Below are 18038 nucleotides of genomic sequence, written 5' to 3' on the forward strand. Positions count from 1 at the left end.
AAGGTAACAATAATCTGGTGTTCATATCATACACATGATAAGATGATGAACGTAGAATCTATTTGATGTGAAAGAGTGGTTGTTTTTGAATAGAAAGAAAATCGTCGTCATCATTGGTCCAACAGCAGTTGGAAAAACGAAGCTTAGCATTGACCTCGCCCACCGATTAAATGGTGAAATTATTAGTGGGGATTCAATGCAAATTTATAAAGGCATGGACATTGGAACAGCCAAAATAAATGTAGATGAGATGGAGGGTATCCCTCATCATCTTATAGATATTAAAAATCCAGATGACGATTTTTCAGTAGCTGAATTTCAAGGAAAAGTCAGACCCTTAATTGATGACATTACTATAGCAAACAAAATGCCAATGATTGTTGGAGGGACAGGCTTATACATACAATCTGTTTTATATGATTATCAGTTTACTGAATCTCCATCAGATCCTGAATTTAGGAAGAAGCTTGAAGAAGACCTAAAAGTTAATGGTGAACATGCCATACATCAATTATTAGTTGATGTTGATCCGGAGTCTGCTATTAAAATCCATCCAAATAATACAAGAAGAGTTATTAGAGCCTTAGAAATTTTTCATTGTACCGGTGTGACGATGGCAGAGCATCTGAAACAACAGGAAAGCCAACTTTTGTATGATGTAGCCTTAGTTGGTTTAACAATGGACAGAGATATTCTATATGCCAGGATTAACGAACGTGTTGATTCTATGATCAAACAAGGACTCATTGAGGAAGTTAAGCAGCTGTATGATATTGGCATACGTGATACACAGGCAATAAAAGCAATAGGCTACAAAGAAATTTATGATTACCTTGATGGTTTAACAACACTTGAAGATGCAATAATCCAATTAAAGCAGAATTCAAGAAGATATGCTAAACGTCAGTTAACATGGTTTCGAAATAAAATGGATGTTAAATGGTTTAATATGACCCCACCTATAAATCATGAACAAAAGGTGGATGAAATTTTTACATACATAGCAGGAAAGCTGAAACTTTAATCGAATTAAAAGGTATAGATAAAAGAGGAGGACGAAACATGAAGCAATCAATTAATATTCAAGATCAATTTCTTAATCAACTTCGTAAGGATGGAACTTTTGTAACTGTTTTTTTATTAAATGGATTCCAATTAAGGGGCCTTGTTAAGGGCTTTGATAACTTTACAGTATTGTTAGAAACAGAGGGTAAGCAACAGCTTATTTACAAACATGCTATCTCAACATTTTCACCACAAAAAAACATACAAATAGAACTAGAGCAATAAAAGTAAGGGAGTTGATGAAAAAACATCAACTCCCTTTATTTTTTGAAATTTATCATTTAAATAGATCTCAAGGTTTTATTTTATGGAAAACTGAATATAGATAAAGGAATGGATATTTCTTGGGAAAGCGCAGAAACCAACAAAATTCCTCTTTTTTTGCGTTTGCCATTTGGACAATTTCATTCCATAGTCAAATTTTTAAAAAGCTCACGTATACTAAGTAACAGATAGTGAGGTGAAGGTCTTTGGAACGTGATCAAGCATTCACATATAAAACAAATGGACAAATAAATATAATTTTAAACAATCAATCAAAAGAAAAAGTGGAAGTCAGCTCCTCTTCATATGACTTGAAAATTCCTAAGGTAGAGGTCAAGCACGCGATTTTAAAGGAAATTGAGGAAGAAATGGGCTCACTTGTCGGGATGAATGAAATGAAGAGAATGATAAAAGAAATTTACGCTTGGATTTTTATAAATAAAAAGCGTGAAGAACAGGGGTTAAAAGTAGGAAAGCAAGCACTTCACATGATGTTTAAAGGAAATCCTGGTACAGGAAAAACAACTGTTGCAAGATTAGTTGGAAAACTTTTTTTTCAAATGAATGTTTTATCAAAAGGACATCTTATTGAAGCAGAAAGGGCAGATCTCGTTGGAGAATATATTGGGCATACTGCACAAAAAACTCGTGATTTAATTAAGAAAGCACTTGGTGGGATATTATTTATTGATGAAGCCTATTCTCTTGCAAGAGGAGGAGAAAAAGACTTTGGTAAGGAAGCAATTGATACATTGGTCAAACATATGGAAGATAAGCAACATGATTTTGTATTAATATTAGCCGGATACCCACGTGAAATGGAAAACTTTTTGTCTTTAAACCCAGGACTTTTATCAAGGTTTCCACTTGTTGTAGATTTTCCTGATTATTCTGTGGACGACTTAATGGATATTTCGGAACTTATGATGTCAGAACGAGAATACCGATTTCACCAAGATGCAGAGATCAAACTCAAAGAACATTTAATGGCTGTTAAAACGGAAACACATCCATCAAAGTTTAGTAACGGTCGCTATGTTCGGAACATAATTGAAAAGTCTATCCGTTCTCAAGCGATGAGGTTATTACTAACGGACAGATATAATCGAGAAGATCTTCTAACAATAAAAAGCCAAGATTTGGTATTAAATGAACATAAAAGTAATTGAAGTTAAAGTTGTTTTTTATTGAGACGACTTTCAAGACATTGCCCCCATTTTAATTAATTGGGGGCTTTTGTTCTTATTAATATTTTTTAGAGGCGCTAGCCGTTCTTTTTTTATATTTTTATCATACATCATATATCAGGTTATTATTTGCACTGTCTGTTCAATTTCGGGACAGTTTTTTCGATATGGAGGTAATGATGAAAATAAAACTAATTCTTTTACTCGTTTTAACAGGGGTCTTATTAGGGATTTGTATTGTCTTTATTAAGCCAGACGCCGGAGGAACATCTAAAGAAGTAACAACAAGTGAAATCAAAGAAGATTATAAAACCTTTACTTATGTTATTACAAAAGTTGATGGTAATGAATATCATGGAAAATCAACAGATGGGAAAACTAAAATACAATTTAATAGCGAGAATATTAAACATCCTTTAACAGAAAAACTTGAAGTGAAAGACAAGATTGTGGCTTATGTAGAATCTGAAAATCATATTAATGGGATTGTTAAAATCGAAAAAATTGAAAATGAAAAATAGATTTCTTCTATTTCTAAAACAAAAAAGGTACTTGCACAGTACCATTCAATAAACAAATATATTTACGATAGTCAATTGATGACTATCGTTTTATGTTTTCCTTTAAGCTGCTAATTCCATTGTGATTAAAGAGCATGATATAAATATATTTTATTTTTATTTTTCATAAGGTTCGTATTTACGATCAGGAACAGCTTCTTCAGAGAATGTGGTTGTTGTTTCTACGGATTGATTTAAGTTATTTTTGGTTGGCTGTAGGTTTGTCATATCAGAAGGGGTTATGGGATTGTCTGTTTTTTTATTGAAAAATCCTTTTCCATTTTCAGGATTGGAAATAATTCCTAATGTAACAAGAATACCTAAAACAGATGTGACATAAGTTTCCCAACTTGTTAGATCAATTTGTAGGCCTAAATCTTTAAATACCATATATAAAAGAGAAGCAATAGATGTCCATAAACCATAATTTCTCCACTTCATTATAATCACACCTTTCTTTTTGTAGCTATCATATAAAGTATTCTTGATTAATCAATCGGTGAGAGCATTCATGATATTTAGCAGAAAAAAATTAATAAATAATAATTGATTTCAGAAATCTTAACATGTATTCCCTCTAAATTAACTGAATAAAAATAAGTTAGAGTTTGTAGAGAATGGGAATAATAATCATTAGAAATCTATATACAATAAAAAATTCTAAACCATAACTTTCAGGTTCATTATGAATTTATTTGTATAAATATAGAGTCATATAAAAATAGCATTAAACCAGTAATCTTCAATCGAAAAAAGCTATAAAAAACAATATTGGAAACGATTTCAAAAACACCCTCTAAATGTTAGAATACAAACTATAAGAGGGAGTGATTAGGATGTGTGATAACAAATTATTTTTAGAACAGCTAAAATACCTTGTTGAAAATAACTTGTCACTTAACGAATCTGTCATTAATCAATTGGTGGAAAAATACGATAAAAATCCATTTTTAATAGTTCAACTATATCAAATAATTAAAAATAACGAAGCAATTTTACCATTCTTCCAAGATATTGAATCTGCAATTTATGATTATATTATTAACGAAGAAATGACTAACGAAAAAACCTATTATGGAGCAACGTTATATGTTGCAGACATGTTTGATACAACTCAAACTTACATAAAATGTAAAGTTAGTCGATCAAGAGAAGAACTTCAGGAAATCAGCTAAAATTAAAAAAGGCAACTCCATTAAAGTTGCCTTTTTCTATATTTATCCTGAGATTGTTTCATTGTTTGTTGATGGTTTGAAACTTCGGTTTGGCAAACGCCACTTATATGTATAAGACAGAACTCTAAGTAATACAATTAATCCAAAAAGAATATAAAGTTCGAAGGGCTCGTTAACAAGCTTAAAGCCAATTAAAAATCCTGCAATAATTGCCCAAAAGGCATAAATTTCTGCACGAAGTACTAGTGGCTTACGTCCTGCAAGGATGTCCCGGACAATTCCTCCACCACTACCTGTTAATACTGCTGCAACGATTACTGCACTAATAGGGTGATTCATGTTAACCGCATATAAAGCACCTTGTATGGCAAATGCGGAAAGACCGATTGCGTCAGTAAAATTCCCCCATTTTTCCCAATGTTGTAATAATCGATTAGGAAATAAAAAAACAATCGTCATAGCAAAAAGGGCTACCTGAAAAAGCACTCCTTGTTCCCATAAGGCACTGACTGGGACACCAATAAGTAAATTTCGAATTGCACCACCGCCAAATGCCGTGACAATACCTAAAATATATACTCCTAATATATCATACTCTTCTTCCATTGCTACAATTGCGCCGCTAATCGCAAAAGCAATTGTTCCAATAATACTTAAAACGTCCCAAGTCAAAATAATTCCCCCAGTTGTATTAATTCAGCCGAAATAATTGTATATGTAACCTCCATAAAGGTCAATTCTATTTTTTAGTATGCTGCTGCTTGCATGCAGGTGGAAAAGAATATTATAGGTCCAAAACTGTTTATACTAGGTCTATAACAGAAATAATTAGAGAATTACAGTAATGTTTGATATGATTAAAGTGCTAAAAATAGCGTAAGGGAAGGGTTTTTTATTGAATAATACATTGGATGTACTAAAAGAAAAGGTAATATTAGTTGGTTGTCAGCTTCAAACAATACTTGACGAACATTTCCATTACTCAATGGAGGAGTTAGCTTCATTAACGAAAACAGCTAATGGTGAAGTACTTAGCCAAATGACACAGAAAAGGGAGAGGCCACATCCCGCTACATACATAGGTAAAGGAAAAGTAGATGAATTATTGAGTTTAGTTGAGGAATTTAGTCCAGATATTGTTGTTTTTAATGATGAATTATCACCAAGTCAATTAAGAAATTTATCATCAATAGTAGATGTGCGAATTATAGATCGTACTCAACTGATTTTAGATATATTTGCTCAACGTGCTAAATCAAAAGAAGGTAAGCTTCAGGTAGAGCTTGCACAACTACAATACCTGCTCCCGAGATTAACTGGACAAGGTATTGCTTTATCACGTCAAGGGGGAGGTATTGGTACAAGAGGGCCAGGGGAGACTCAATTAGAGACAGATCGTCGTCACATTCGAAATCGTATTAATGAAATAAAACAGCAGTTATCAACTGTAGTTAGACACAGAAGCAGATATCGTGAACGTCGTAAGAAAAACCAAGCATTTCAAATTGCTTTGGTAGGATATACAAATGCAGGGAAATCAACGATATTTAATCGATTAACAACAGCAGGTACTTTTGAAGAAGATTTATTATTTGCAACATTAGATCCTATGACAAGAAAAGTATTGTTACCATCAACATATCAAGCTCTTATCACAGATACTGTAGGTTTTATTCAAGATTTACCGACAACTCTTGTAGCAGCGTTTCGATCCACACTTGAAGAAGTAAAAGAAGCGGATCTTATTCTTCACGTTGTTGACAGCTCAAATGAAGACTACGCAAATCATGAAAAGACTGTATATAAGCTTCTTGAACAATTGGATGTAACTGATATACCAATTTTGACCGTTTATAATAAAAAAGATCAGACTCCGGAATCATTCGTACCATCCCCGACGGAGGATTATTTAACAATTTCTGCTTTTTCTGAAGAAGATTTAAAAATGTTGATGAATAAGGTGGAGAAAATTGCAAAAAAAGAAATGAAACATTATTCCATCCACCTACCAGCAAATGAAGGTAGATTAATTTCGCAATTGAAAACTGAATCTCTTATTGAACACTTAGAATTTATCGAAGAGAAAGAAATGTATGAAATCGAAGGGTTTGTTCTCCCGACACATGCTATAAATGGACAGCTAGATAGGTATAACGGAGAGGGTAATAAACATGTTTAAGTTATTAAAAAATGGGGCAGCTATTGCCCCAATTGTTGAAAATGCTGAACAAAAAATATCTAAGATTCATGACCAAATTGATTTTATCAGTGAGGTAAACCAATTTAAGGTGCTAAAAAGCTTTCAGAAGCATCGAATTAGTGACTCACACTTTATTCCATCAACAGGTTATGGATATGATGATATTGGCAGAGACACCTTAGAAGAAGTGTATGCAGATGTGTTTGGGGGGGAGGCTGGCTTAGTAAGATCACAAATTATCTCTGGAACGCATGCTATTTCAATCGCTCTTTTCGGAGTTTTAAGACCAGGTGATGAACTTCTATATATAACAGGAAAACCATATGATACACTCGAAGAGATAGTAGGTATCAGAGGTAGCGGTATTGGTTCACTTAAAGAATTTAATATAGATTACAATACTGTGGACCTTAACGGAGATGGTACTGTAAGTTTTGAAGCTGTAAAAAACGCCATTTCACCTAAAACAAAAATGATTGGTATTCAACGATCTAAAGGGTATGCAACAAGGCCTTCATTTACAATATCAGATATTAAAGAAATGATAAATTTTGTTAAATCTATTAAAGAAGATATTGTCATTTTCGTTGATAACTGCTATGGTGAATTTGTGGAAGAATTGGAGCCATGTCATATTGGAGCTGACCTAATTGCAGGGTCATTAATTAAAAATCCAGGCGGTGGACTTGCAAAAACAGGAGGCTATTTAGTCGGCAAAAAAGAACTTATAGAGGCGTGTTCGTACAGAATGACTTCACCTGGTATTGGAGCAGAGGCTGGTGCTTCACTATACAGCCTTCAGGAAATGTATCAAGGGTTCTTTTTGGCACCGCATGTTGTGGGCCAAGCGTTAAAAGGTGCAGTATTTACTTCAGCTTTTTTGGAAGAAATTGGTTTGAAAACAAGTCCTAAGTGGAACAGTATAAGAACTGATTTGATTCAATCTGTACAATTTGACGACCCAAACCTGATGGTTGCTTTTTGCCAAGCAATTCAGTACGCCTCACCAATAAATTCCCATGTTACACCATATCCTAACTATATGCCTGGATATGAAGATGATGTCATTATGGCAGCAGGTACTTTTGTTCAAGGAGCTAGCATTGAACTTACCGCAGATGGGCCACTAAGAGAGCCGTACGTTGCATACGTTCAAGGTGGCCTAACATACACGCATGTAAAAATAGCTGTTTGTAGTGCTGTTGATTCTCTAATTGAGCAAAAGTTAATTTCAATAGATAGATAATTACCATATAGAAAGTAATTATCCTATGTTATGTAACCTTACACATGATTGACACATAATATTACATAAGTTATAATGAGATTAGTTAATTAAAAGGAGCGAATAACATGAGTGATAACATACGACGCTCAATGCCCCTATTTCCTATCGGAATTGTTATGCAGCTCACAGATCTGTCTGCAAGACAAATTCGTTATTATGAAGAGAATGAACTTATTTTTCCAGCTCGAACTGAAAGCAATAGAAGATTGTTTTCGTTTAATGATGTTGACAAGTTATTGGAGATTCGTAATTTAATTGAACAAGGTGTCAACTTGGCTGGAATTAAAGAGATTTTCTCGCGTAACAGTACACATAATGAAGAGAAAGAAGAGCAACATAAAACTGTTGAAAAACCTGATTTGAGTGATGCTGAATTACGTAAGCTCTTAAAATCTGAGCTTATGCAGGCAGGACGCTTTAATCGTCCAACATTAAGGCAAGGGGACATGACAAGGTTCTTTCATTGATTTGGTTAGTATTAAATTGAATATAAAACTTTTTTGAAATAGGAGAGGAGATTTTCAAGTGGCTAAATATTCAAGAGAAGATATTGTAAGTTTAGTAAAAGAAAACAATGTAAAATATATCCGTCTACAATTCACAGATATTTTGGGAACTATTAAAAACGTAGAGATTCCTGTAAGCCAATTAGATAAAGCTCTTGATAATAAAATGATGTTCGATGGATCTTCAATTGAAGGTTTCGTTCGAATCGAAGAGTCTGATATGTACTTATATCCTGATATTGATACATTCGTTATCTTCCCTTGGACAGCAGAAAAAGGAAAAGTTGCACGATTCATCTGTGATATTTATAATCCAGATGGCACTCCATTTGCTGGTGATCCACGTAATAACCTACGACGTCTTCTTTCTGAGATGGAAGAACTAGGGTTTACAGATTTCAATTTAGGGCCTGAGCCAGAATTCTTCTTATTTAAATTAGACGAAAAAGGCGAACCAACATTAGAATTAAATGATAATGGTGGATATTTCGACTTAGCACCAACTGACTTAGGTGAAAACTGCCGCCGTGATATCGTTCTAGAACTTGAAGAAATGGGATTTGAAATCGAGGCATCTCACCATGAGGTAGCTCCTGGTCAGCATGAAATTGATTTTAAATATGCTTCTGCAATTAAAGCATGTGACGATATTCAAACATTTAAATTAGTTGTTAAAACAATTGCACGCAAGCATGGATTACATGCTACATTTATGCCAAAACCATTGTTTGGTGTAAACGGATCTGGTATGCACTGTAACTTATCATTATTTAGTAATGGTGAGAATGCATTCTTAGATACAAACGCTGAACTGCAATTAAGTGATACTGCTAGACAATTTATTGCTGGTGTAATCAAACATGCCCCTGCATTTACAGCAGTAACAAACCCAACTGTAAACTCTTATAAACGACTTGTACCAGGTTATGAGGCGCCATGTTATGTGGCTTGGTCTGCACAAAACAGAAGTCCTTTAATTCGTATCCCTGCTTCACGTGGGTTAAGTACACGTGTAGAAGTACGCAGTGTTGACCCTGCAGCAAATCCGTACCTAGCTATGAGTGTTCTTTTAGCTGCTGGTCTTGATGGTATTAAAAATAAGCTTCAAGCTCCAAAACCTATTGATCGTAACATTTATGTTATGTCAAAGGAAGAGCGTGTTGAAAATGGTATCGTAGACCTACCAGCAACACTAGCTCAAGCTCTAGACTTGTTAAAAGCTGATAGCACAATGAAGCATGCTTTAGGTGAACATTTATTTGAGCACTTTATTGAAGCAAAAGAAATAGAGTGGGATATGTTCAGAACTCAAGTACACCCATGGGAAAGAGAACAATACATGTCAATGTATTAATAGAAAAAAACTTAACACAAATTTGTGTTAAGTTTTTTTATTTACAAATAAAAAGCTTGCCTGATTAGGCAAGCTTAATGAACCGTGCGGTAAACTCCAATTACTTTTCCTAGTATACTCACATTTCGAAGAATTATAGGTTCCATTGTTGAATTTTCTGGCTGTAAGCGAATGTAGTCTTTTTCTTTGAAAAATCTTTTACAAGTTGCCTCATCATCCTCTGTCATAGCCACAACAATATCACCATTGTTAGCCGTTTGCTGTTGTCGGACAATTACTAAATCACCGTCTAATATTCCAGCTTCTATCATACTTTCACCCATAATTTCTAGCATAAAAACATGTTCATCTTCTGAAATATATCGATCTGGGAGCGGAAAGTACTCTTCCACATTTTCAATAGCTGTAATTGGAAGACCTGCTGTTACTTTTCCGATTACTGGAACATTAATAACATTGCTCTTTGGAATATGAAGAGTCTCTTCTTCCTCTAAAATTTCAATAGCTCTTGGTTTCGTAGGATCTCTTCTAATTAATCCTTTTGACTCTAATCTAGCTAAATGGCCGTGTACTGTTGAGCTTGAAGCTAAACCCACAGCTTCTCCAATTTCACGTACTGAAGGTGGATACCCCTTTTTTTGGACCTCATCTTTAATAAAAGTTAATATATCTTGTTGCCTTTTTGATAGTTTCGTCATCCTCTGTGACACCTCGGATCCTCTAATTTATGTTTATTATAGCATCATTTACCTTTATATACAAACATAAGTTCGAGAAAAACGCTTGACTGGAACATTCGTTCGTATTATACTAATTTCAACAAATACGAACAAATATTCCTATGAGGTGTGTAATATGAAAAAAGAATCTTTTACATATGTAGTATCATTTTTTCTAGTCCTTTTTGCAATTACACTAGCAATAACGTATACTGGTGAACCAGAAAGTTTGGATAAGTATCATCAAGTAGAGATTCAAGAGGGTGACAGCCTTTGGTCAATTGCTGATGAGTTTAATGTAAAAAGCCAGATTTCAAAACAAGAGTTTGTAAAGTGGGTACAGGATAAAAACGGCATTCACTCCAATGTTATTAAGCCAGGTGAATTTGTTTTTGTACCTGTTGAAAAGGATGAAATCTATCAAATTGAACAAATTGCTAGTAAGTAGAGGATGATCTAATAATGAAGGCAGTTGTTTATTGTAGAGTAAGTACAGAGAAGGATAGTCAAGACTCATCAATTGATAGGCAAAAAGAGGAGCTATTAAGGTTGGCTTCGCTACATAATATTGAAGTTATAAAGATAATAGAGGAAAGACATAGTGGATATGACATAGACCGTGATGGAATTATTGAAGCTCTATCAATATTAAAAGAAAAGAAGGCATCTATATTATTAGTTCAAGATGATACAAGATTGGGACGGGGTCACGCAAAAATAGCCCTTTTGCATGAAATAAGAAAAATGAAAGCTGAGATTTTCACTCTTAATGAACGTGGAGAGCCTGAACTGTCCGAAACAGATGAAATGGTACTGAGTATTCTTGCAACTATTGAAGAATTCCAACGGAAGCTTGTTAATTACAAAATTAGAAGAGGCATGAACCGGGCAATAGAGAATGGTTACAATCCTCTTAAAAATTTAAAAAACATCGATAAGGGAGGGGGCCGTGAGAAGATTGATTTACCAATCGAAGAGATTCTTAAGTTAAGGAAGAAAAACCTAACATTTGGAGAAATTGCTTCAACTCTTAGGGGATTAGGGTTTCAAGTTAGTAAGGCTACAGTACACAGAAGATACCAAGAATATATTGATGAAAATGATCTACAGAATCTTGAAAGGTAAATTATTGGTGAAAAAATATGTTTTAAAGTTGTTATTTTCTCCTCTATTTAGTAATATGTCATTTGTATCATTTAAAAGACTTTAAAGTAATATTATAGTTAATCTCTTTGAGGTTAGCTGTAGATTGAAGTCTATATGGTTTAAGAGAGGAGTTTATAAAACATGTTACCGAAACTTAAGATCGATCGAATAAATGAATTATCCAAAAAAGCAAAGTCAGTAGGACTAACTGATAAAGAAAAGCAAGAACAACAATCTCTTCGAAATGAGTATTTACAAGTGTTTCGATCATCTATGAAAAACACTTTAAAGGGAGTAACAGTTGTTGATCCGAATGGTAACGATGTAACCCCGCAAAAGCTGAAAAATGAGAGAAGTAAAGATCTACATTAAAAGGGAATAAATCAATGATTTATTCCCTTTTTGTTGGAAGTGAATATGGCATTCTTATTTAAGTAATGATAGGCTTCGAATGTTCGACAAAAATAGTGTCTTCTCTCTCCAGTTTAAGACAATAATTGCTTCTCTGTTCTTTTATAATAAGAGAAATAGTATGGTTGAGGAGAGTGAAATAGTGAGACACTATTATATTTACTTAATAGAAGAAGAATTTGCAAGTCACTACTTTGGTCGTGAGTCTAAAATCTACCATCTGTTTCAAGATTTTCACTGGACAATTGCCCGTTCTGAACATGAAAACACACTAGAGAAGCAAATTAATTATATAACTAAGCCTATTCCAATGTTATTTATTCATCAATTATTAGGAACTCATTTAGCAAAGCGTTCGGATTATCAAGTGTTCCAAAATATCCATAAAATTGAGTTAAAAGGAAATCTTGGTAATGCAACATTAATAGTGAAAAATCGTCATCTTGAGCTTTCTTCTGATGGAAGTTATGAGGCAGAAACTATATTTTTCGAAGTGTTAAGAAAATTTGATCCTTGTTTTTTAGCAATGGACTTAAAAGGTGAAAGATATGGGTGGCTAAACCCAATAAAAGAAAGAAATTTTGGATAAAATATAAAGAAATTATAGTGCAAATGTTGTATAATATCAAAGGATTTAGTACACTGTAAAATAGACAACACGAAGGAGGAAATACAATGCAATTATGGGTTGTTATTCTAGTAGGCATTCTAGCTTTACTTGCTGGAGTTGCACTAGGATTTTTCATTGCGCGTAAATATATGATGAATTACCTGAAGAAAAATCCACCAATTAACGAACAAATGCTAAAAATGATGATGATGCAAATGGGACAAAAACCATCCCAAAAGAAAATCAATCAAATGATGTCACAGATGAATAAGATGCAAAAGTAACAAACGTTGATATAGCAAGGTTTTAAGCGATTTACAGATTGAAATCCTAAGTAGAAAAACTGTTATTGGTGAATCTTTCTTCGGGATTTTTAATATAAACTGCTTAATCTTTCTTACATAACGTAGAAGACCATTTTTTCTGATGAAAAATTCAGGAAGGGTGGTCTTTTTTTATGCTTATTTAAAAGATGTTTTATCGGAGTATTTCTACCACTGTCAGGCGAAGGGATATACCCTAAAACAATGAAAAATAAAAATCAGGAGTAAAGCAACTTAAGCAGTTTCTTGTCGATAAATAGATTAAACATAGAGAAATTGAATTAAATGAGAATGGCTTTTTAGAGGAATGTCATAAAAAGCAATTGTTGCCCAAAGGGATTACTTTGTCACCTTCTCACACAGCGTAATGACAATAAACAAGGCAATGCAGAAACAGTTATGAAGCATTATGTGAACACAAACATAGTAAACTCTGTAGATGCTAACAGAAAGATACCACAATTGATTGTTGCACCAAACTAAAACAGAGGACAGTCAATATCCTGGCAATCACGTTTAAAAATCCTTGCAGAAGAAATAGCAAGTATCTCACTTCTTATGTTGAAGGACAAGGTGAAGGGATTGACAGAAGAGTCGTTGATCTGATTCAGGTTGATATCGACATGAGATGTTTGTAGAGCTAAAGATACAGCAGAAACAAACGATGATGGAACAGCTAGGCTCGAGGTTGTTGTTTATGATTTAAACACTAGGAGCTATGTAACAGATACATTTGGAAAATTAAATGTGAAGGAAGTGGTTATTTGAATAACAGAAGCTACTAAAATTGCAATTGAAAGATTAGCGAAGTATGGGATTGAAGCCGGATTATGATGTTACAAATGATTATGAAGTCCCTCTTATTTCTATGATAAATGCTTTGGTTAAAGCTATTGAAGATAGAAAACTGAAGTAGATAGGTTCTGTGTTTTACAGATTGTAGAAATATATGGTAATATTTTCGTGGTTGATAGATTTCAAATTGAAGGGAGAAGACCATGAAAAAAATAATATTATCAATGTTTACAGTATTGGTTGCATTAACATTAACAGTAAATACTGCTAGTGCTAGTAGTTACACTGATGCTGCAAATTTAGGTGAGGTACTTAAAACAAAGTTATCTAGCTTCAATTCCACAATTAACTCGGGTGACATATCTTTAATTGATGATCAGTATGATTCATTTTCTAATGATATTAAGAAGACTGAAAGAGCAATTGGAAAGACTTCAGGAAAATCCAACAGAGATGCTTTGAATAATAAATATGTGAAGCCAGCGAAGGTTGCAAGAGAACGTGTTATCTATGAAGTGTCTCAATATAGATTAATGAAAGTAATAAATGACTCACTTACAGCAAACAGAGTTGATATAGCAAATAGTGACTTTGCAAAACTTGAAAGATTAGAAAAAAGAGCAGTTGAAATTAAAGAAGCTGGTGGGTATGAGCAGTTACCTGCTAAAGTGAGCAATGGACTATCTAAAATAAAAAGTGATATTGTTGACAAATTAAACGAACTTAATAATAGAAATTCTAGAAAGAATCCAGCAGGAATTGGTGAAACATTACTTGTTGAAAAAGATGATTGGTTAGACGGTCATGTTAAATATGAGGTTGAACTAACAGATGTTATCACAGGTGATGAAGCATTAACTTTGGTAAAAGAAGCAAACATGTATAATGATTCACCAGATGCCGGTATGAAATACGTGTTAGCTAAGTTTAGAATAAAAGTTCTTGAATTAGAAAAAGAACCATATGATATAAATCATGCTAAATTTAAAGCTGTTAGTGGAAGTGGAGTAACGTATGATGACTGGATTTCTATTGCTGGTCTTGAACCAGACTTAAGAAACGATTTGTATGAAGGTGCAGAACATGAAGGTTGGACATATTTCATGGTAGATGAAAATGATGAACCTTTAGTTGTATTTAATCAAGGTTGGGATGATGAAGTTTGGTTTGACATAAGTAATTAAGTAGAAATAACCCCTTTCCTGATTTGGTAGGGGTTATTTTGTTTACTCCAATTACAATTATTTTACATCCTAATTTGTTACAATTGTTTTGAGGTGTATTTAAATGTTTATATCGCCAATGTTGTTACACAAATCTGATCATCCTTTTGAAGATGATTTTATATAACTGAGTTAAAATTAGATGGTGTTAGTATACTTTGGACTAAGTTTAATGACAAGGTACGTATTTACACTCGACACAATAATGATTAACTATTTTAAGAGGATATTATGTCCATTAAATGGGTATAGATTCTCTTTTTTAAATATATTAAAACAGTTATATGAAGCTTAAAAAATATGTCAACTATGTTTACTCTAGTATGACAAATCTAAATTGGAGGACAAAAAAACGTAAAATAATAGGATGGTCATTAAAGGAAATTAAGGTGGAAAGTACATGAAGGTTCAAGAGATATATTTAGAATCCTAATAGCAAGAGATACATACTCATTGATGGAGAAGGAATACCGGTTAAAAGCAACTCTCTATAACAATAGAGACCATAGTAGCATAACGAAATCTTACGTCAAAAACAAACACAATCACCTACTGCAAAACAAATAAAACGTGAAATGAACGAAAATAACAAAGACGCTCTTATGGAGTCATTGAAACGAAAAATTCGCAAGATATAAGACGAAAACAAACAACTTAGAGAACAGTTAAAAGTAGCCTACGCAGAGGTATATAAAAAATTTTAGTTTATGCCCAGAACATTGCTCTCCCTCCCTGCTTATTCAATTAACAGGCTAGAGTGTTGAAGATCAATTTGTTGAGACTGTGAAGAGTTATACTTAAACTAACGGAGCATTAATATTTAACATGAAACAACTAAATGAGTTAGAAAAAATGGTATAATTAGGTAAAGATTCGAAAGGAAGTTTTGTTCAACTAATGAAATTGTGGAACAGATAAAAATGCAAATCAATATTCTGGTAGGGTTTTATTATAGGGGGATTCATTTGCAATTTATTAAAAATATATTTTTTACTTTATCTGGTTTAGTTTTAACAGTCATTTTATTAGGGGCAATCTATTTATTTCTAGACAATGAAATAGGAACAATCGTTTTATTAATAGGGTTCATTTGTTTGTTTGCGTTGTTTGTATTAACGCTCATAGGTTTAGTAAGAGGGAGTATAAAGTGGTTGAAACTGAATAATAGATTTAGCATATCTTTAATCCTTATCTACGTAGTGGTAACAAGCATTCTATTATGTGGGATTTGGGGATTCAATTTTGTGTTACATCATGAGTTCGGTATAATGTCTGCAAAAGAAAAAATTCAAATTTTTCAAGGGGAAATTGTAAGTAGCGATGAGATGCGACTGGAAATCATTCAGGAATACCCTGTTTTAGAGCATCAACATATAACCTTTAGGTACCATCCTGATACGGAGAAACAGGTGCAAGAGATTATCAATAGAATGGAAGATATTACGCAACTTGAAAAAGAAATTTTTGGAGAAGAAATCACAAAGACCGAGACGTTAGAAGTAATTGTTCTTCGTAGTTCCAAAGAATTCAATCAGCTAAACCCTATTTTTACCGAAACCATAGGTGGCTCTTATGAATCAACCAATAAAAGAGTGATAATTTATCAAAGCAGAGAAAACTTTGCAGATAGCGAATCCTTTATGATTGGTACGTTTGCACATGAATATGGTCATTTTCTTCTTGACTTATTTTCGAAGGAAAAAGGAATACATAGTGATGAATTTCCAGCTTGGTATAACGAAGGATTATGTGAATATATAAGACATCAAATTGTTGATAATATCCAAATCCGAGAAGAAATTAACACTAATATAAAGTATACAGACCTACATACATCAGAAAATTGGAATTCTGAATCGGAAAATACGGATGTATATTATTTAGCCCAAAGAGCAATCGAATATATTGTAGGACGTCAAGGTAATGCAGAGGTATTATCGAACATTCTCCTACATCAAAAGGAAACTGGAACATTTGAAGAGTCCTTCTTTCAACTAACAGGGGTGAAATTAGATACATTAAACAAAACCATTTTTTCAATGAAGGAAGATCTAGAAGAAGCATGGAAAGCATGGTCGCAAGAATCAGATTTTGAAAAGGCTGGAAAACTTTATGAAGAAATAACAGAGAAATATTCTCACGAAAGCTTAGTTTGGCATCAATTCGCATTAATGCTAGAAGAACAAAAGAAGTGGGATGAAGCACTCATTGCTAGACGAAAGGTGATTAGCTTAAGTCCAGAGGATTCAGCTGGTTTCCAAAACATATCCTATTTATTAACAATTATTGATCCAAGTGAATCCTTAGAAATGGCGAATAAAGCTTTGGAATTAACGAAAAAGGATCCAGATGGAAATGTTGAATTCATACAGAAGTGGTTAAATGAAATCTCTCAATTTAATGATCTGATAAGTGAAGAAAAATATGCAGAGGCATATCAAGCTATTCTCCGAAGTGAACAATTGTCCTACCAGACTACTGTATTGGAAGAATTAAAAAAACAAGAAAAAGAGAACTCTTCGGGGCTATGACTAAGAAATTATAAATATTTCTGAGTATTAATACGCTATATTAATAAAGAGAGTTTTAAGCTAACAGGTGCTCATGTTGAACTAGAAACCAGAAAAACAAAAGATCCTTTTCTGCGTAGTACAACGATACTATGCAAAAAAATAGAAGAATATTGTTCTTCATCAAAGCGCGATTGTTGCAGAAAGTGATCGCTTTTACATATCGAAGAAGAAGAACTATTAATAGAGTACCTTATAGGAGTGAGATTTTGAAAAAACATATTTTGATTTCTCTTTTAGCCTGCCTATCTATGTTGATTAGTGGATGTAATTTTTTTCAAGGGGGGAAATTACCAATTGAGATGGTTGCCTTTAATAGCCTAACAAAAGAGGAACAAGATAAAATTCCTGTGTCTCCAAAAGATTCATCAGTAAAAAAAGTGACAGTAAATGATGAATTAAGTGAACAGCTTGGCAATAATCTTATCGGTAAGAGGCTATATGCAGTAATATTTAATGGTACTGAAACTGATTCTTTAGGCAAACTTATTGTCTATGTGGATTTGAATAAAGAGACAGTTGTTGGAAAAGGTTATGAGAAAAAACTAAATAATTGATTCTCCACAAACGGGCGCTTTTATGTAATAAAAAAAGAGCACATATTATACACGACTAATATGTGCTCCTCTTTATTGCGTGCCC

At 33.3% G+C, this 18038-nt stretch carries 21 protein-coding genes and 1 pseudogene; 19 read left to right on the top strand and 3 right to left on the bottom strand.

What is annotated here, in order from left to right; genetic code table 11:
* The first annotated feature begins 85 nt into the window (after window positions 1-85).
* The 4 genes from miaA to LPC09_RS10330 all read left to right on the top strand — a co-directional run bounded on the left by miaA (window position 86) and on the right by LPC09_RS10330 (window position 3037).
* Window positions 86-1024, top strand: a complete 939-nt coding sequence (gene miaA, locus LPC09_RS10315) for a tRNA (adenosine(37)-N6)-dimethylallyltransferase MiaA (RefSeq protein ID WP_098797260.1) — start codon at window positions 86-88, stop codon at window positions 1022-1024.
* 38 nt (window positions 1025-1062) lie between these two features.
* Window positions 1063-1290 carry an RNA chaperone Hfq gene (hfq, locus tag LPC09_RS10320; RefSeq protein WP_098797259.1) on the top strand — a complete coding sequence of 76 codons (228 nt, stop codon included), beginning with the start codon at window positions 1063-1065 and terminating at the stop codon, window positions 1288-1290.
* 245 nt (window positions 1291-1535) lie between these two features.
* Complete coding sequence (gene spoVK, locus LPC09_RS10325) at window positions 1536-2498, top strand: stage V sporulation protein K (RefSeq protein ID WP_098797258.1); 963 nt, start codon at window positions 1536-1538, stop codon at window positions 2496-2498.
* A gap of 197 nt (window positions 2499-2695) precedes the next feature.
* On the top strand, window positions 2696-3037 hold the full coding sequence (locus LPC09_RS10330) for a hypothetical protein (RefSeq protein WP_098797257.1): 342 nt from the start codon (window positions 2696-2698) through the stop codon (window positions 3035-3037).
* Between the two features lie 156 nt (window positions 3038-3193).
* On the opposite strand, the gene LPC09_RS10335 is transcribed toward LPC09_RS10330, so the two are convergent.
* The gene (locus LPC09_RS10335) at window positions 3194-3517 is read right to left on the bottom strand and encodes a hypothetical protein (protein ID WP_176551067.1); all 324 of its coding nucleotides are present in this window, start codon (window positions 3515-3517) and stop codon (window positions 3194-3196) included.
* Between the two features lie 395 nt (window positions 3518-3912).
* On the opposite strand from LPC09_RS10335, the gene LPC09_RS10340 reads away from it, so the two are divergent.
* The gene (locus tag LPC09_RS10340; protein ID WP_098797256.1) at window positions 3913-4251 is read left to right on the top strand and encodes a hypothetical protein; all 339 of its coding nucleotides are present in this window, start codon (window positions 3913-3915) and stop codon (window positions 4249-4251) included.
* A gap of 42 nt (window positions 4252-4293) precedes the next feature.
* Here LPC09_RS10340 and LPC09_RS10345 read toward each other — a convergent pair whose 3' ends face one another.
* A complete protein-coding gene (locus LPC09_RS10345) occupies window positions 4294-4923 on the bottom strand; it encodes a trimeric intracellular cation channel family protein (protein ID WP_098797255.1) in 630 nt (209 codons plus the stop codon).
* A 223-nt stretch (window positions 4924-5146) separates the two neighbouring features.
* Between LPC09_RS10345 and hflX the strand changes: the two genes are divergently transcribed.
* The 4 genes from hflX to glnA all read left to right on the top strand — a co-directional run bounded on the left by hflX (window position 5147) and on the right by glnA (window position 9599).
* Window positions 5147-6430 carry a GTPase HflX gene (gene hflX / locus LPC09_RS10350; RefSeq protein WP_231309495.1) on the top strand — a complete coding sequence of 428 codons (1284 nt, stop codon included), beginning with the start codon at window positions 5147-5149 and terminating at the stop codon, window positions 6428-6430.
* Window positions 6423-7697 (top strand): methionine gamma-lyase family protein, encoded by a 1275-nt coding sequence (locus LPC09_RS10355; protein ID WP_098797254.1) that lies wholly within the window; start codon window positions 6423-6425, stop codon window positions 7695-7697. Before hflX ends, LPC09_RS10355 begins: the two co-directional genes overlap by 8 nt.
* Window positions 7698-7804: 107 nt before the next feature.
* Window positions 7805-8206 carry a MerR family transcriptional regulator gene (locus LPC09_RS10360; RefSeq protein WP_098797253.1) on the top strand — a complete coding sequence of 134 codons (402 nt, stop codon included), beginning with the start codon at window positions 7805-7807 and terminating at the stop codon, window positions 8204-8206.
* A 58-nt stretch (window positions 8207-8264) separates the two neighbouring features.
* Complete coding sequence (gene glnA, locus LPC09_RS10365) at window positions 8265-9599, top strand: type I glutamate--ammonia ligase (protein ID WP_098797252.1); 1335 nt, start codon at window positions 8265-8267, stop codon at window positions 9597-9599.
* Window positions 9600-9673: 74 nt separating this feature from the next.
* On the opposite strand, the gene lexA is transcribed toward glnA, so the two are convergent.
* Window positions 9674-10297, bottom strand: a complete 624-nt coding sequence (lexA, locus tag LPC09_RS10370) for a transcriptional repressor LexA (protein ID WP_098797251.1) — start codon at window positions 10295-10297, stop codon at window positions 9674-9676.
* Window positions 10298-10454: 157 nt separating this feature from the next.
* On the opposite strand from lexA, the gene yneA reads away from it, so the two are divergent.
* From yneA to LPC09_RS10415, 10 genes and pseudogenes are all read left to right on the top strand, one after another.
* The gene (yneA, locus tag LPC09_RS10375; RefSeq protein WP_098797250.1) at window positions 10455-10766 is read left to right on the top strand and encodes a cell division suppressor protein YneA; all 312 of its coding nucleotides are present in this window, start codon (window positions 10455-10457) and stop codon (window positions 10764-10766) included.
* A gap of 14 nt (window positions 10767-10780) precedes the next feature.
* A complete protein-coding gene (locus tag LPC09_RS10380) occupies window positions 10781-11443 on the top strand; it encodes a YneB family resolvase-like protein (protein WP_098797249.1) in 663 nt (220 codons plus the stop codon).
* A 162-nt stretch (window positions 11444-11605) separates the two neighbouring features.
* Window positions 11606-11836: a DUF896 domain-containing protein gene (locus LPC09_RS10385; RefSeq protein ID WP_098797248.1), complete on the top strand. Its 231-nt coding sequence runs from the start codon at window positions 11606-11608 to the stop codon at window positions 11834-11836.
* A 160-nt stretch (window positions 11837-11996) separates the two neighbouring features.
* A complete protein-coding gene (gene sirA, locus LPC09_RS10390; RefSeq protein ID WP_442920021.1) occupies window positions 11997-12464 on the top strand; it encodes a sporulation inhibitor of replication protein SirA in 468 nt (155 codons plus the stop codon).
* A gap of 86 nt (window positions 12465-12550) precedes the next feature.
* Window positions 12551-12769 carry a YneF family protein gene (locus tag LPC09_RS10395; RefSeq protein ID WP_098797247.1) on the top strand — a complete coding sequence of 73 codons (219 nt, stop codon included), beginning with the start codon at window positions 12551-12553 and terminating at the stop codon, window positions 12767-12769.
* Between the two features lie 351 nt (window positions 12770-13120).
* Window positions 13121-13291 carry a Gp37-like protein gene (locus LPC09_RS27585; RefSeq protein ID WP_369689279.1) on the top strand — a complete coding sequence of 57 codons (171 nt, stop codon included), beginning with the start codon at window positions 13121-13123 and terminating at the stop codon, window positions 13289-13291.
* A 515-nt stretch (window positions 13292-13806) separates the two neighbouring features.
* Window positions 13807-14787 (top strand): hypothetical protein, encoded by a 981-nt coding sequence (locus tag LPC09_RS10400; protein ID WP_098797246.1) that lies wholly within the window; start codon window positions 13807-13809, stop codon window positions 14785-14787.
* A 516-nt stretch (window positions 14788-15303) separates the two neighbouring features.
* Window positions 15304-15530, top strand: a pseudogene (locus LPC09_RS10405) (DUF6262 family protein); the annotation flags it as partial.
* A 261-nt stretch (window positions 15531-15791) separates the two neighbouring features.
* Complete coding sequence (locus LPC09_RS10410) at window positions 15792-17357, top strand: collagenase (RefSeq protein WP_231309496.1); 1566 nt, start codon at window positions 15792-15794, stop codon at window positions 17355-17357.
* 248 nt (window positions 17358-17605) lie between these two features.
* The gene (locus LPC09_RS10415) at window positions 17606-17953 is read left to right on the top strand and encodes a hypothetical protein (protein WP_098799758.1); all 348 of its coding nucleotides are present in this window, start codon (window positions 17606-17608) and stop codon (window positions 17951-17953) included.
* Window positions 17954-18038 lie beyond the last annotated feature (85 nt).

The sequence above is a fragment of the Metabacillus sp. B2-18 genome (genome assembly GCF_021117275.1).
In the GTDB taxonomy this organism is placed as follows: Bacteria; Bacillota; Bacilli; order Bacillales; family Bacillaceae; genus Metabacillus.